This is a genomic window from Sabulibacter ruber, assembly GCF_017355955.1.
GTDB classification, from domain to species: Bacteria; Bacteroidota; Bacteroidia; order Cytophagales; family Hymenobacteraceae; genus Nibribacter; species Nibribacter ruber_A.
Window position 1 is genome coordinate 1840124 of sequence record NZ_JAFFID010000001.1, and the last position, 16850, is coordinate 1856973.

Sequence of the window (16850 nt, forward strand, 5' to 3'; positions counted from 1 at the left end):
TCTGTACTTCAAACTTGTAACTACAATAGGGACTTTGGAGATTAGTTTGTGGAGCAACTTGGCACCTTCAATTTCATTCCTCTCCCAATTCTTCTTTATGGCATCACCAGGCTTTGCATCTGTTGAGCATTTGCCTTGTTATGGTATCCTGTATTGACATGTATATTCCTGGTAGTCAAATTCCACCAGATACCTTTCACTAATGCTTTTAAGTGTTTCCCTTGGAACGCAAACATGAACTCTAATATCTTCTTGGGGATTGCGGCTAAGAGAAAGATGAGCACGCTTGTCCATAAAGCTCCTCCAGAAATGTTTCTTCTCAGGAACAAAAGTCGATTTCTATTCATATAGTAGGTTTTAAGCACAGAGGCTTTCCCTACTGACATTGATTCTTTATGATACACCTTTGACTGGGCTACATAATGACAAGAGTATCCTGCTCTTTTAATCATCTCACACCAGTCCAGCTCTTCATAGTAGAGAAAATAAAGTTCGGGCATCAAACCCACTTCCTTGATAACCCTCATGGGCACCATCATGGCTGCTCCGTCTGCCAGCACTGTAGTAGAAGATGTATCATATTGGCCATTATCTTTTTCTAATTGACCAAGCGTGATGCTCCGTCCAGTCCAGGGGTTTATTCCTTTGGAACCGGCATATTGGATAATGTCATCTGTTCCGTAAAAAATGATCTTTGGAGAAGCAATTCCTGCTTTTGGATTCTCCTGAAACAACTCAATAAAAGGCTCCAGAAAATCTGGCTCAACTTCAGTGTCATTGTTCAGGAAGAGGACATACTCGCCAGAAGCTTGTGCAATACCCAAATTGTTTCCTCCCGCAAACCCAAGATTCACCGAAGACCTGAGCAAAGTTACTTCCGGATAGAGCTCCTTGATGATGGAAGGATCATCAGAGGGTGAGGCATTATCTACTATTATTATCTCAATGTTCGGATAACTTATCTTCCGAAGCGAAGCAATCATGTCACAGGTTACTGCGGCCTGATTGTAGTTAACTGAAATAATAGAAACTAATGGACTAAGCATGGGCTTCTTTTAATTGCTTCAGTTCTTCATCAAGCTTAGGTCCTTGGAATACAAATGCCCAGGAAATGTAGATGATCATGGAAGAGGGCATCATGTTCATAATCTCATTACTATAACTACTGATTATGATACCAGTAAAGCCTGCCGTAAGCGCAGTAAGTTTGAATTTGAGACCTTTGTCCTGCGTTCGCCAGACAATCCCACAACTCTTTCCTATAATGTACATCATGAGACTTATCCAAAGCACGAAACCTGGCGTCCCGTACTCTGCCCAAATCTTAACCCAATAGCTATCAGGTGGAATGGAAGCTAAATAAGTTCCTCTGTTATAGTTTCGGCCGGTAAAACCAATGGCACCAACACCTCCCCCAAGTGGGTGAGCCTCCAGGTACTTCTGAATCTTCTCCTGGTTGTTTAGACGAGCGTTGAAAGAAGCATCGTGTTGTCTAAGCGCTGAACGCATCCTTCTGATCTCAAAATTGCTCTGACCTATTGAGGTGAATTTGAGAAAGCAGAACCCAGTAATGAGCAACGTAAGGGCAATGAGGGTTACCTTGAAGTTCTTGTTGATAAAGATAACCACTCCCAACCCGATGAAGATTGTAAAGAGGGCTCCACGTGTTCCTGAAATAGATTCACCATAAAGGAAGGCCAGAGCTGCCAAAGCACACAATACTCTCTTCCAGATCTTGAAAGGGCCTAAAGCTAAAACCAAGGATACTACGAACAAGTGAGCCTGCGAAGCACCAAACTGACTGGCATCTGTGTAAAAGGAGAAAGCACGTAACTCCCCAAAGATCAAGTGGGTCACATACCCCGAAGTAGCCAACCAAACTTGCTCTGCTTGTGAAAGACCAAATTTTACCTGCTTAACTCCATTAAGGGTAGCTAATAAGGAAAAGCAGATAATCATGATCAAAAAAGTATTCAAGTCTCTATTCTTGTTGAATAGAATCAGGCAAAGAGGTACAGCCAGCAACCATAACAAAGGATACCTGAAATCAAGCATCCATCCCAATATGTTTGAGCCAGCCGGGTTGAACAGTTCAACAATGTTGATGAAAATCCAACCGATACCCAGGATACAAATCTCGTTCTTCAGATTAGCCCAATCATACTCTTTCGTTGTATGAAAAATGACGGCCAGCCAAGTTAACACCAGCAAGCCTTCGATCACATACAAGTAAGGTAAGCCTTGTCCAATTTCCCTGGCTAGTAAATTGAACATAAAACAGTACACAATAAAAGCTATAAGACCAACCTTGGGCTCTCTAAACACTGAAAATAAGAAAGGAGCAACTAGCAATATCGTGAGCATCAACCCAGGCATCACAAAGCCTAACTGGGCAGTAAGCCACCCGATACCAACAGCAGCGAGTATTACTAGCGGTATAAAGTAATTAAACGGTCTTTTTTCAGAAGATAATTGAAGTTGCCTCATGGTAGCTTTAATTGTACTATTGATAATCATACCCCTTAGGGCTTTTGTATCCGTCCTTCCTTTCTTCCAATAGAGTACTTGAAAGAGAGGAAGGACAGATTCAATTTGCTAAGCCATCACCTTGCGTGATAGGAGTAGTGTTATTTTTCAAACAGTTTCTAAGGCTGGTAGGCTCTTGGGAGACTGTAGCGCCTTTTGTTCCTGGAGAACACTCTTGGGCTTAACCACTACCATTTCCTTGGCATCATCTGGTTGAACTGAGCTCAACACTGTTTCGATCGGAGCATTGGTTACTTTTTGAATGCTCTCAAACATTGTTTTATCGGCTTGTTTCCACACACGATTCGCTTTCACTGTTAAGAGAACCAGATCAAGATGCTTAAACAAGGACACTGGATAGGTGTCTTCAAGCAGGGCAGGGAATTCCACAATCACCACTGTATTGTTCAGGAAGTTTTCACCTGCTAAATCAGAGACAGATGCATCGGTGAGCACCCCTTCCAGCGGAGCATAGAAACCGCAGTTTGCATCAGCCGGAATCTGGCCTTTGTGACTCTTAGGATAAAGCACCTGCACCTCAATCCCCATGGATATCAGGTTATTGGCTAAGGTATTGCAAAGCACCGTTTTACCTTCGCCGGACATGCTACTCATTACCCCTACTACAAATGGATAAGCAGTGTCCTTCTGTTTCATTTTGAGAATCAATTGTCTTGCCAGTTGATCCTCAGCATTTTGGGCTAGTTGAAGCAGTTTAGAGTTGCTTGAATCTGTAGCTGGTAATACCCCGAAGATTGGATATTGTAGTTTTTTAGCAGCAACAGAAGGCTTACGCAGTGACTCATCTAACAATGCATGTGCAATCAGGGCCCCAAAGGTTAGCAGGAACACACCTAATGAACCAAAGATGATGAGTAGAATCCGAGTGATCTTAGTTGGGCTGCCGGGCAGGAAAGGAGGATCTATCACCTTTAATTGCGAAGCCAACTCAATGTTCTGTTGATTTAGCTTACTTTGGTTAAGACCTTCCAATTTTGCCAGGTATTCCTGTTCAGCCATGGTCACATCGCGGGTTAGCTTTCTATTCTCAGCTCCCAGAGGCATTAGTTTCTCATACTCCTGGGCATAGGCAGCTCTTTGCTTATTAATAAGGCTACGCTTACTTTTTAATTCCTCCAGCAGGAAAGTAGTTCTTACCCAATCAGTCAGCATGTTGGTGACTGGCAAGCCTTGCACAGTATGGGTATTGGCATAATGCTTATCCACTGATCCCAGCATCTTTTTGGACAGGTTATCAGCCTCCTGTCTAAGAGAAGCTAATCTGTTTGACTGGGCAGTATTGGTTTTGCCTTTGTTCAACAACTCTAGCTCAGCTATCTCGGTCGTAATTCCAGAAAGTCTGTTTTTGAGTTGCAGCACTTCCTGGCTATACAGGTTTGGAACGCCTCTGTCTTTCAGGCTTTGCTCCAATGACCGTAAAGTAGACAAGGCACCTGCGTACTCAATCTCCATATCATTGGATTTACCCATCAGAGTATTTTTCTCGGTTGTAGTTGAACCTACCTGGGTATTGTAATCAATGATGTTGTTTGCTTGCTGGAAAGCCAATAGCTTGTCTTCTGCATTTCTTAACTTCACCAAGGCACTGTCAGTAGCTTTTGTGAAATAGTCAACCACAGATTCTGACTGGGCAGTGAACAGCGTTTTATGTTTTTCCAGAAACAATTGAGTAAAGAGCTCAAGCGTATTCTTACATTGAGCAGGATCACCTGAGTAGTAAGCGATTTGCAAGAGATCACTATCACCAAGTCTTTTTGCTTCAATGGTTGAAAAAGCATCGGCTGAGTAACCTAGTTCACCTGAGTTGATGATATCTCTTACTGGATTAGCGTCGCTTGCGTGATAAGCAACAGCAATGTTCTTAGCTGTCTCTTGTAGCGTTGATCCTACTAGTTGTCTTTTTAGAGTAGCTGGTACAAACTCCTGAAGTTTTTGGTAGGAGGCTTCACTTAAGATATTAGGATCATGCTTTTTCAGCATCAGGTGGGTAGCCAAAAGCCTGAAACCTAATTCTGTTCTGATGTCTCTTGAATCTATGATAGATATCAGGTTCGCAAATCCGTCCTTGGCAACCTTATACTGGGTTGTACTTTTGGTGACGTCACTAAGATTATACCCAGACGCAATACCGGTATAAATAGTGGTGTTTGTCGTGTACTCATCATCCTGATCTTTTGTAAAGAAGAAGATAGATGCGGCAGTTACAGAGGTTACTGCAACTAACAGGAACAGATTCCGGGATATAATTTTAAAAATGTCTTTCAGTTTCATTTGCTTTGTATTAAATCGATTAGTCTCATTCCAATTGTATCTTCCATCAATAAGAGCTGTGTTTCATAGTTTACCTTGGCTTGTTTTAAGGCTGCAGAGGAACTAGTGAAAGCTTGTTGCACCGTTGACATTGCATCAATCTGTATTTCACCACTCTTGAATTGCTTTTCTGCCAGTTTGTGCGTCACAACTGCTGATTGATAGGCTTGCTGCTGTAGTTCCAGCTGAGATTTTGCCAACACAAGGTTCTGGTACAAGGTTATCACCCGCTGTCTGACGGCTCTCTCAGCTAACTTTCTACTTCCCTCAGCTTGGGCAATAGCCAGTTCCTGGTTTTTTATGAGATTATGTCGACTCAATAATTGACCTAAAGGCAAAGACATGGACAAACCCACATTATATCTGGCACGGAGAGGGGCATCAAACGCATTGAAGGAGTTGATAGGTTCACCGTTGAGGTTGTAATTGCCTAAGCTTCCGTAGGTATAGGCCGAGTTGATTGAAAAGCCGCTATAAAAGTTTTTGCGTATAATTTTTTTCTGTTCTATTGCCTGCAATTTGGCTGCGTCGGCATTTTCTAGTTCTGCTGCATTAGTAATGGCTGCCTCTGTCAAAATAGGAAGAGCATACTCAGAATTGAATAGCTTTTTCTCCCAATCTGTTGCTTCCTGTGTTGTGCCGCTCTGAGCCATCACCAGCATTCCTTGGAAGGCTAGCAAAATCGCAAGGGTAATTTTTTTCATTTTAAACATTATATTTTTATACATTTTCTTTTTGAAATAAAGCAGGCAGGGTTTTGAGCAGAATGTACAAGTCCTTTTTCAGGGAGAACTTCTGTGCATATTCAATATCAAGGGCCTTTCGTTCAGCTTCTGACATTGTGCCTTTTCCACGCTTGCTAACCTGCCATAATCCTGTGATTCCTGCTGGTGCTATGAACCTGGCCGCATATTGGTCTGTGGTGATTCTTTCAGCCTCATAGACTGGAAGTGGCCTATTCCCCACAATTGACATATCTCCTTTTAAGACATTGAATAATTGAGGTAGCTCATCCAGGCTCGTGTTTCTCAGAAACATTCCCAGTTTAGTAATTCTGGGGTCATTCGCGATTTTGATAAAGGCCGCCCCGGTTTTTGATTTTTTTGATTGGATGTACTGCTTTTCACAAATGATCTTGCCGTGCTCATCTATCAATTTGTTTCCGCATTCAGATCCCATATCGGAACAGGTTGAACAAATCGAAAAGAGATCTTCAGGACTGGTTCGTGTGGGTTGGTGATACTGATTTAAGTCTTTCATGGAGTCCAGAAGCTTATCAGCATCTTGCCTCATTGACCTGAACTTCCAGAATTTGAATATCTTGTAACCTGTACCAACTCTGTAAGAGTAGTAGAAGGCAGGTCCCTTAGATTCCAGCTTTATCAGAATAACGATCAGGAGCATCAAAGGGGAAAGAAAGAACAATGCGGTGGATGCAACTACTACATCAAATATGCGCTTACCAACCGGATATTTGTATTGATAGATGTTTTCTATAGGAGTGGTTACTTCTTCATATTTAGAAAGCGCCAAATACTTCATTCTGGTTTTTAGCTTTTCCATATCTGGCTTTCTATAGAAGACATCTGAAACGCCTGCCGTCATCAACATTCTTTGCAGAGTTGGAGAAACCAGATCCTCTGCCAACCAGATAACTGGTATGGAACGTAGAAACCGCTCCTTCACGGTTCTCAACAAGTTGATTCCCAATGGAGAACCTAATGATGCAGCATCAATTATGATATCGTATTGATCACCTTTCTCTAAGGATTGCAGAAAGTACCTAGGGTTGTCAAAATGATTTACATCAAACAAAGGGTCTAATTCAGACTCAAAATTGATAGCTTCCTGTAGATCAGGAGAAAGATAGGCAACCCTTGTTTTCATGGTGTTTTAAGAAATTTTAACTCTTCTTAGAACATTCTTAATCCTCACCTCAAGCTCTTCAGGATTGAAAGGCTTCACCATGTAGTCATCCGCGCCGCTTTTTAGGCAGAGGATCTTATTTCTTGTTTCTTCCTTGCCAGAAAGCATGATCAAAGGGATGTCTTTGAATAAAGTACTCGCTCTTAGCTGCTTAATGAAGTCTAAGCCATTCATAAAAGGCATTTCAAAGTCAGCTACTATGGCATCAATGTGATTCCCCTCTTCCAACCAGGCCATGGCTTCTTTTCCGTTTGACTTAACCACAACTTGATAAGCCCTAGAGAAGTAATGTTCCAGTATCAACCCGATTGAAGGCTCATCATCAACTATTAATAAAGATTGCTTCATCTTGTCTTTTTTTTACATATTATATGAAACAACCGTGCCAAACCTGATTTTATCTTAAATTTTAGGAGAAAAGTATAAACAAGTACGTTTCACTACTTATTTCTTCCCATTTTGAGAATCCATGTTTTATTCTGGGAATTAAACTTACTCTTGAAGGGTCTATCAGGAAGGTTGAATCGATTTACAAACGGATGGGACGGGAGAATATATTAAATATGTGGATAGTAGATACCCAACCTGAGTGAATTAAGTTAAGCACTATCCTACTAACAATAGTAGTACGTTAGCAAAGCAATAATTAAGATATATCAGAAGAGCTTTAATAAAAAAATGTCAATTAATTAAAGCATACACTATGCATGGATAAGATTAAATCAAATATGAATTTCACACGCAAATAAGTAAAACAGATAAAGAACAACCAAATCCATTTTACACCTATTTAATTCAAGTTATAACCTCAATATTCAGTAACGAATATCGCCTACTTTTCTAAAAAAAGGCCTTAAGCATGAAGAGACAGTTCTTCAGAAAATACGTTTACCACTTTTTGAGTTTCATCACTAATAATATCCAACAAACCATCTAACTCATGGTAGTTGGTTTTAGCATTTGAAATTTCTTCCACCCTTCTCATCGCCTGAGCAGCTTTAACAACTTTTATATTTCCGTAAGTTGATTTCAAACTATGTGCTACAAGTGAAACCGTTTCCCATTGCTTCTGCGCAACGGCTTGTTGAAGCTTAGCTAATTGACCAGGGACAATATCCACAAACAATTTCTGCATTTTGCGGATGAACACGGCATCTTGAGCCATATCTCCTAAGCCTGAGAAGTCATACAGAGGAACTTCTTCGGCTTCAAACTTCTCCCTTTGAGAATACCTATCTTTTACTTGTTGGCCGGTATTCTTTGAGATACAAAGAAATAAGTCAAAGGCATGATATGGCTTCTTGAGGAAATCTGTAAACCCAAACTCCTTGAATCTGACAGGGTCAAAATTGCCAGAAGTGCCGGTAAAAGCCACTATAGGGGTATTTTGATTGGGCCCATTTGAATTCCTTATCAAGGATGTTGCCCGTAGGCCATCCATTTCGGGCATCTCAATATCCATGAGGATCAGATCATACTTCTGTTTTGATGATAAGGTAACAGCATCTTCGCCTCTACTTGCAACATCAAGCCTGGAATTCCAATTTTGAATCTGGTACCTTACCAATGATTGACAACTTTCATTATCATCAACAAGCAGTAATTTCAATTCTTTTAAATGCTCTGGCTGGAGATATCTGCTACTTGAGTCTGAAACCGGCTTGTCGTTTACAGAGAAAGGCAACACAAACTCAATGCTTGTTCCCTGCCCCATTTTGCTTTCAAACCAAACTTTCCCTCCTTGCAGCCCAATCAACCGCTTGCAGGTATACACCCCTAAGTCAAATCTAGAGTTCTTGTCTAACTCGTCGTTGGTGAATGCATTCTCCGAATTGAAGAAGTCCTCAAACTCATCAAAACTCTGGTCCAGTCCTAAGTTATTGATAGAGAACTGCAAGTAAAGGACCTTTTCTATTCTCTCCTTCTGGAAAACCGAGACAACTATATCTTTACTCTTAGTATACCTGATAGCACAATTGATGAACTTAACCAGTATCAGATTCAGGTGGGCAGGATTCAATTCAACCAGCGGGATCTTTGCAATAGGCTCAGAGAAATGGATTACCACATCCTGCTCAGTTGCTTTAAGAGAAAGCACCCGAACTACATTTTGAGTGAATTCAACAATATCTGTTACTTCAGTACCAAAATCCAGAGCACCTGATTCTAATTTGGTGTATTCCAGAATATCTTTAGGCACTTCCAGAAGATAATCAGAGATGGAAAGGAGAGAGTTTAAGTATCTCTTTTGATCTTTATTGATGAACGTTTTCTTTAACAGCTTAACCAAGCTGATTACAGCATGTATAGGGGCATCAAGCTCTTTGCCAACATCGGCTAAGAATTTCTCTTTAGCAGAAAATGAGTTTTCAGCAATCTGAAGACTTTCCTTTAGGTTTGTGATTTCTGCAGAGGTAGAGAGTAACAGCCGTTGGCCATTGGGCTGAACAATAGTTTTTTTTGTGGTCAGGAACCAGGCGCCTCTTCCATCTTCAAGCTTGAAAAACTCCTCTATCTTACACTCATCGTCCGCAGCAATTACTTCTAAGTCCCTCTCATAGGAGAAATCAAAGTCGATAGCCCCTTTCTCGAGCAACTGTTCCAGATTACTTCTATGTAACTGAGCATAAGCCAAATTAGCCCAAACTATCTTGCCGTAAGCATCTTTGACATAAGTTGGATTGGAACTACTCTTAAAGATTTGCTCAATAGAAAACATAGGCTTAACAAGAACTGTATTCACAAAATACTTAGCGCTTGAAGCTTTAAAGAAAGCTAAGCCTAAGAAGGGCATGCTATATTCAATTAGATGATATTACTCAACTTCTCTTCCCTCCTAAATAACAGAAACCACTTAAATACCACACTTTATTTTAGGTGTTAAAATCATTAAATAAATATTCCACCTATAGCCAATAATCTTTGATCACTTTTAAATGTCAATTATCTTCTATGCTCGGGAATTAGCACCTCACCCTTCTGAATCATTCTATAAATTGTTGATTTACCTACCTTAAGTTTATCTGCCACATAGACAACATTGTAGTTATATTTATCAAGATACTTCTGCACAATTTCATAGATATATTCATCCAGGGTTTTCTCTTCTGAGGTAGCCGCAGTAAAGGATGCCTGAAGTTGAATTTCATTTTCAGTAATCAAATTAGAATCGGCAAGAACTGCCGCTAACTCTACAACTGCCTTCAATTCACGCACATTTCCTGGATAAGGATGATTTAAAAGCTTTTTTTGTGCGCCTGCTGAAAATGACTTTTCTTCTAAATCGTTCTGGTGGCAGTAATCTCTCAAAACCTTATTGGCAATCAACAGAATATCATGTCCTCTTTCCCGCAAAGGAGGCAGTTGAACTTGCACCCCCAGTAATCTATAGAACAAGTCTTCTCTAAAATTGCCTTTTTTCACTTCCTCAATCAAATTCCGATGGGTAGCAGTAACGATACGCACTTCCACCGGAATACTTTTGTTAGAGCCTACCGGAGTCACCTCTCTCTCTTGCAATACCCGCAAAAGTTTTGATTGGAGATTTATGTTCATTTCTCCTATTTCATCTAAAAAGAGGGTCCCTCCATTGGCTTCCTCAAATTTCCCCACCCTTCTTGCAGTAGCGCCGGTAAAGGCCCCCTTCTCATGCCCAAATAATTCGCTCTCCAACAATTCAGAGGGTAATGCTGCAATATTGACCGCAACAAAGGGCATTTTAGCTCTTCTTGAGTTTTGGTGAATTGCTTTAGCAATTAACTCTTTACCAGTTCCTGTTTCTCCCGTAATGGTGACATTAATATTATTTACGGCGGCCTTCTCTACTAACTGGAACACTTTTTTGATGGGTTCAGATGAGCCCACCAATTCACTGCCCAAGGTATATTTCTGCTTTACCTCGTTTCTTAGTATTTCTACTTCCTGCCGAAGGGCTTTATTCTGCTTGATCTTCTCTATGATGCTCCAAAGCCTTTCTTTGGTTTCATCATTTTTCACTATGTAATCAAAGGCACCCATTTTCAGAAGACTTACAGCCTTTCTAATATCTTCCTGACCAGAGATAATTATCACATAAGACTTAGGGCTTTGCCGAAGGATCTGCTGTAGAACTTCTTCACCTGTACCAGAAGGCAAGTGGTAATCTAGCGTAATGATATCAGGGGCTTCTGATAAACGGCCCAAAAACGAATCTACGGAGTTAAATACCTCCACCTGGTGATCCGGATTCAGAGAGAGATGATAGCTAAGGAACTGTGAATACCAAATATCATCTTCGAGAACAAATATCTTAGCGGAAGAACCATCTTTAAACTCAGGCATGCAGATGAAAACTATTAAAAGAACAATTAACCTTTCAACTACTGCCAATATATAAAAGAATTATGAAAATTCTTATAGCATATATGCTTTACTCAACTTATTTTAACTTATCTGAGAAGAACGCCTCTTCTTCTCAATCTAATGTACCTTAGATTTCAGCATTACTTAGTTGTTGGTTATTGAACATGCCCTTCACTCACTCGCTCTCATGGCAAGAGTGACAAAGACAACAGATAATTTCTGGAGTAGGCGAGCTGAGAAAGAGTGTAAGCTTTTAGATTAGGTGAGGTTGCATGTTTGATCTATCTTTAAAAGATAGCATCCATTAAGTTATTCCATCTTAGCAGAGGCAATCAGTTTCCTGCTGTAGCTCCTTTGGCAAATCATTATCAACCATGGCAACCACCAGCTGTTGCTGCAAATGGATCATAACAAAAGGCACTGTCACATAAGGTATGAATGAAATTCAGCAAGGATAAAAGAGATTCACTCCTGTTTGAGGGATCAATTATACGCTTTCTTAGAATCTAAGTGCTGTAACAGTTTGTTGAAAAGATCTTGAGGCACAAAAGGCTTGGACAAATACCCCTGCACACCGGCCTCTACAATTCTTTTGCGCTCCTCTTCACTACCATTAGCAGTTAAAGCAATCACCGGCACCTGATGCCCTGCCTCCCTCATTCTAGAAACTGCGTGGAAGCCATCTAATACGGGCATGTACAGATCCATTAACACCAAATCATAGGCATTTGAGTTGATCTTCTCCAAGGCTGTTAATCCATCTTCAGCGGTATCGACTTCTGCATGCCAGCTAGTAAGCAACTTTGTAGCTACCGTTTTGTTCATCACGTTGTCATCAACTACTAGGATTTTAACTCCGCGCAATTTGGTACTGGAAACCTTGGCGCTGCAAGCCCTAGGAACCGTAACCAAAGAGGCCTGGGGTTTAACATACCTCAACCTAACTGTGAATACAGTGCCTTTACCTGGCGTGCTTTTTAGTAAGATATTCCCTTTGTGCAGATCAACTAAGTTTTTGGTGATAGCCAAACCCAGCCCTGAACCACCAAATTGGCGGTGGGTGGAAGAGTTTGCTTGCACAAAACTTTCAAAAACGCTTTTCTGCTTTTCTAATGGAATACCAATACCTGTATCTGCTACAGAGAAATCCAGTACCCATTCTTTGTCTGTCTGGTAAATAACCTCTACGCCCATCTTAACAGAACCTTTCTCGGTAAACTTGATGGCATTACTTAATAGATTATTAAGGATCTGCATCAATCTTACTGGGTCTCCGGCGACTTCTTCGGGAGTACGGGGGTCTATTGAGAGTTCAAAATCCACCTTTTTCTCAGCGGAGCGCAAGCATAGCGCTTGGTGCGTATTCTTTAAAAGATCTTTTAGATGGAAGTTTACTTTCTCTAACTCTACTTTACCGGCCTCAATTTTAGAGAAGTCTAAGGTGTTGTTTACTAAGGCTAACAGGTTTTGAGATGAAAAATGAATAGAGTTTAAATTATCTCTATACTCCTCTTTTAGCCCTTCTTCTTGCAAGAGCAGATACGTCAACCCCATGATAGCATTCAACGGGGTTCTTATTTCATGGCTCATATGAGACACATACTCGGTTTTCACCTGAGCCAGTCTTTCGGCTTTTTCTCTTTCTACCTTTAAAGCCTGTTCTTTTTCAACCGCGTCGGTAACATCCTGCAGAGTACCTACTATCTTGGAAAGCTGCTCCTGCCTGAAAACAGGCTTTGTCTTAAATCTTACCCAGCGTGATCCGGTAGGGCTTAGAACCTCCAACAGGCGTTCAAACTTTTCTCCTCTGTTAAGCATATCATTCCATGCAGCTTTCAGAGAGGAGCGGTCTTCTTCCCGTAAATAAGGTAAAAGGGCTTCAAATCCTGGCAAAGATACCTCAGAAGGGATATTCAGAAGAGTATGAATGTAGTCTGTATAGAAGAATTCACCTGATTCTATAGAGTATTCCCAAAGACCAACTTCTAATAAAGACTCAATTTCCTCGGTTAAAGCACCTGCCTGATGAAGATTCCTCAGGCGTTTGTTGGGCTTTTCATGCAACTGAACCTTATCAAAGGTGGCAGGGAAATCATCTAGAGTAAGATTTCTAACGGCATCATACTCCTGGAGGCAATACTGGTGGTTTAAGTTAAATACCTGCGACATCCCAAAGGTGCGCCCCTCTCCAAATAAGTTTGACACCTTATCTCTGCATACATTAAGATTGAAAGCGGGCACTTCGGCAATCTGAAAAGCATTTTCAAACACTAACGGTTGCTGCAATCCTAAAGCCTTTCTTTTCCATTCCTTGTCAGAAGAGATAGAGAGTAAATAAATCCCTTGTTCTTTAAGCGTATGAAGAAAAGATTTCAGCACAAGTTTGATGTTCCCCAAGGTCAAGAATGAAGTGGAAGGATTGAAGAATTCACTTACATTCTCCAGCATATTGGAATACTCTGCATTCCTACCTGACTTGGGCAATTTCAATGATAACCATTGCTTCATTCCTTGGGGCTCATTAACGGAGATCGGAGCAGACTTCATAAATATTACATTTATTTATTCTTATCGCCAATATACAATCATATATTAGTTTAATCAATTTAACGAGCAAAAATTTGAAATGATTCAGGCTAAATTTATCCTTTTCTCATAGTTTTAAACAGTTTTTCTTTATAAAATTATATAATAGCAACTTATCCTTATTTAACACTAGAATAAAAATCTTATCAAAAAATTCTTCGGAGAACCTCCCTTTGTAAATTATTATTAATCTATCGGCTCAACCAACGTATTGTTTTACAAAATCATAAATGAGCAACTTAACTGCCTTCAGGGCTATAGCGCAGAAATCATCAAATCGCTCTATTCCAAAAATTTAGAAAAAAAATAAATTTATTTTTCAGAACTACTCACCACTCCTTTTGCAGGCCTATATTCTTAAGTTAGCAAACACTTTTAATCACGTTAGTTCAACTTAAGACAAGCAGGTCAACCTTACTCTAGCTAAAGAAACACGCTCTTTTGCACAAGCACTGTTCAACCCAATGTAGCATGCATTATATATAAGGGGGAAAGTTTTAAACGCACCTTGTTGTGCAAAGTTTCGCTAAGCAGGCATGCACCTCTTCACTTTGAGATAAACTCTGATCGCATCAGGCTTATGATATAAGCAGATGTTTCTTTTGGGTTTGTCTCTAAGTAAATGCGAACAGCTCTTAGGAAAGCAAGAAATGCTTACTAAGCATTGACAAGAAAGCTGTAACGCAGAAGCAGGGAATAAAAAAAGCCTCTTATCAGAGGAGATAAGAGGCTTTAGAAGTGATCCCGCTGGGATTCTTTCCAGTCTCATAACACATTGATTTTCAAATAAATACAGCTCAGTTAAAATTACAGGCCACAAATTTGACCACTAATCTACTAAAACTAGTTTAGATTTACGTATTGGTTGTATTTGCACATAAGCTAAGGTAATATTTTCAACATACATGGCAAAAAGTTAGAGTAGCAACTGTACAACCTTTCCTTAGTGCTTGCTCCAACAACACTTTAATCGTTAGGTTGTTCTTGATATGATAGGGCTTCGATTTTATCATGCAGACTTTTTATTCTATTTGGAAGAATAAAAATGTACTCTATTAGATAATCTAGCATTTCTACCATTAGTTGGGATATCTCCTCAGTTGGCTCCTTTTCTAAGTCAAAATGTGCTCCTAAGTTCCCTCCCTTTCTAATAGCGTCCGCAAGGGTTATAATAGGCTCTTCTAAGTCAATATGTTTGGATAAGCCTTTTAGTTGAGTGGCCAAAGGCTTGTTCTTATCCTCTTCGGGCACTACTGATTTTGTTATCCCTTCAAGTACTCGCCTGCAAAGCACTGAGGTAGCTGTCCATTCATGTGCGTTAAGCACATTGATTGCGGAAAAATATGCTTTCTTAAGCCCTTCTTGCATATTATCCGCTTGTTGAACACCTGACAAGGGTTCTCTACTACCGTTTGAAGGATGAATAAATAGGTGGCCAGTCCGAATCGGTTTATTCTCCCGCTTCTTAGTTAGGTAAATAAAAGTAGTTTTCTCTTGGCAAGCAGGGCAATGTGTCAAAGCATATTCAACTACGTAAGTTCTTTTTGCAAGCCATTGAATTGAAAAATTAACCTTGCGTCTACAATGAGGGCAAGTACTATCAACTGAAATGGGAATTTCATAGTCATGGGTAATTTCAGTGTTGGTGAAATTTTGTTCAGGTATGTGTCTAAGCATAAATCAATGGATTTGCTTTATGTTCCAAGGTAGTTGAATAACCCTTAACAGCAAAACTTGACTTTAAGAGAAAATTTTATGCCTAACAAATAGTGTCCTCGTATAAGCAGGACTAGTACTAGTACAAAGAAGAAAGCACAAGTATTAATTACACATATACAGTAGACTTTACTTTGGAACTTGCGTGCACACTCCATTGATAGCATACTGGATATTCAAAGAACACTTAGTCTTAAATGACTTTCCAGAAACAGAGGGCACATTCTCATTGATTCAGGCAAAACTCCCTTCCATGTTGCCCTTTGAAGTAGCGTGTGGAAGGGCGTTTGTTGTTTCGTTAAATTATTTAACGGTCCCTATTAAGGCATCATAGAATATGTGATAACTTTGATAGTTTCATTTTGGAACTTGGATGCCTCTTTCTAGAAGCAAAGCCTTGGCGACTGCACAAGTTTCATAGTCTTCATTCTGCAACGCTTGTAGATAAAGGTTCATAAGGGAAGGGTCAGTAGGTTCGGCCTCTCTGAGATAGGGCAATCTTTTTTCTTCATCAAGTGCTCTGATCTGCTTAGAGATTGCTTTTGAAATGCCGTTATAATGGCTTACAAATTGCTTTTCTTCTTCGTTGTCTGGTTTAAAGTTTTCCATAATCTAATAAGTTTCTATTACTTTATTTGGGAAGCAAATTATTAAACTGCCTTACAGCATTAATTCCTGTCAAGTCATTAACATGTTAAACAAAAGCCTTTCTATTAACTATTATGCCGTTATTATGCCGTCGGCCGAAGTATGGTGTTTGCACAATGTTGGCACAAGTGTTTTTTTAGTACTGCGCCCAAACTAATTTCATTTTCAATCCTGTTTGTTTCTCAATATGGCTTACAAGTTCCTGTTGGTTTACTTTGTCAAAGTCGGGATTTATTATGGTAATCTGATATTTTGAAAATCCTGATTCAGAATCGTAAATAAGGTTATTCAAGCTTGTCCCTTTTTTGCAACAGGGAGTTACAAATTCCATTTCTATAAAGTCGGACTCTTCAGCTTTGGCCATTTCCTCTTGCCATTTCTCAAATTCAATTTCTCTTCTACAATGAGGGCAGGTAATTTTTTCGAGGTTTACTCCTGAATCCGCAAAATCTACTTTGTTCTTTATCTCAAAGGTAATTTCCTTTTCGGGAAAGGTTCTGGTTATGAATTCAGCTATAGATTGATTCTTTTCTTCTGTGATTTCTAAATTATAGTCATTTGGGATAATTTTAAGCTGAAAATCGGAGAATACTGAGTTTGATGGTTTATATGTGAATTCAATACCATTTTCATTTTCTTTCCTTTCCATTTGAATGTTTTCTTTTGTTGCGGAACAAGCTGATATAATCTGAAATAGGAATAAGAGAATAACTAATTTTTTCATCCTTAACGTACTGGTGTAAACGGCGGCGGAGGCCGTCGGCCGATGCTGGCGT

The 16850-nt window shown here is 39.9% G+C and carries 12 protein-coding genes; all 12 read right to left on the reverse strand.

The features are described from left to right. Positions 1-95 precede the first annotated feature (95 nt). Complete coding sequence (locus JT719_RS07485) at positions 96-1046, reverse strand: glycosyltransferase family 2 protein (protein WP_207432153.1); 951 nt, start codon at positions 1044-1046, stop codon at positions 96-98. After that, entirely contained in the window at positions 1039-2517 is a 1479-nt protein-coding gene (locus tag JT719_RS07490) for an O-antigen ligase family protein (protein WP_207432155.1), read from the reverse strand. Before JT719_RS07490 ends, JT719_RS07485 begins: the two co-directional genes overlap by 8 nt. A 117-nt stretch (positions 2518-2634) precedes the next feature. Beyond that, entirely contained in the window at positions 2635-4818 is a 2184-nt protein-coding gene (locus JT719_RS07495) for a GumC family protein (RefSeq protein WP_207432157.1), read from the reverse strand. Then, positions 4815-5561: a TolC family protein gene (locus JT719_RS07500; RefSeq protein WP_207432159.1), complete on the reverse strand. Its 747-nt coding sequence runs from the start codon at positions 5559-5561 to the stop codon at positions 4815-4817. The genes JT719_RS07495 and JT719_RS07500 overlap by 4 nt, the downstream gene beginning before the upstream one ends. A gap of 16 nt (positions 5562-5577) precedes the next feature. Further along, positions 5578-6744: a sugar transferase gene (locus JT719_RS07505; RefSeq protein WP_207432161.1), complete on the reverse strand. Its 1167-nt coding sequence runs from the start codon at positions 6742-6744 to the stop codon at positions 5578-5580. 6 nt (positions 6745-6750) lie between these two features. Then, positions 6751-7131, reverse strand: a complete 381-nt coding sequence (locus JT719_RS07510; RefSeq protein WP_207432163.1) for a response regulator transcription factor — start codon at positions 7129-7131, stop codon at positions 6751-6753. 505 nt (positions 7132-7636) lie between these two features. Then, positions 7637-9577: an ATP-binding response regulator gene (locus JT719_RS07515; RefSeq protein WP_207432165.1), complete on the reverse strand. Its 1941-nt coding sequence runs from the start codon at positions 9575-9577 to the stop codon at positions 7637-7639. 149 nt (positions 9578-9726) lie between these two features. Further along, complete coding sequence (locus tag JT719_RS07520; protein ID WP_207432167.1) at positions 9727-11103, reverse strand: sigma-54-dependent transcriptional regulator; 1377 nt, start codon at positions 11101-11103, stop codon at positions 9727-9729. A 504-nt stretch (positions 11104-11607) separates the two neighbouring features. Further along, positions 11608-13632, reverse strand: a complete 2025-nt coding sequence (locus tag JT719_RS07525) for a response regulator (RefSeq protein WP_207432168.1) — start codon at positions 13630-13632, stop codon at positions 11608-11610. A gap of 1044 nt (positions 13633-14676) precedes the next feature. Beyond that, positions 14677-15387 carry a DUF4145 domain-containing protein gene (locus tag JT719_RS07530; protein ID WP_207432169.1) on the reverse strand — a complete coding sequence of 237 codons (711 nt, stop codon included), beginning with the start codon at positions 15385-15387 and terminating at the stop codon, positions 14677-14679. A 396-nt stretch (positions 15388-15783) separates the two neighbouring features. Next, positions 15784-16035 (reverse strand): hypothetical protein, encoded by a 252-nt coding sequence (locus JT719_RS07535; RefSeq protein ID WP_207432170.1) that lies wholly within the window; start codon positions 16033-16035, stop codon positions 15784-15786. Between the two features lie 175 nt (positions 16036-16210). Next, positions 16211-16798 (reverse strand): hypothetical protein, encoded by a 588-nt coding sequence (locus tag JT719_RS07540; protein ID WP_207432171.1) that lies wholly within the window; start codon positions 16796-16798, stop codon positions 16211-16213. Between the last annotated feature and the right edge of the window lie 52 nt (positions 16799-16850).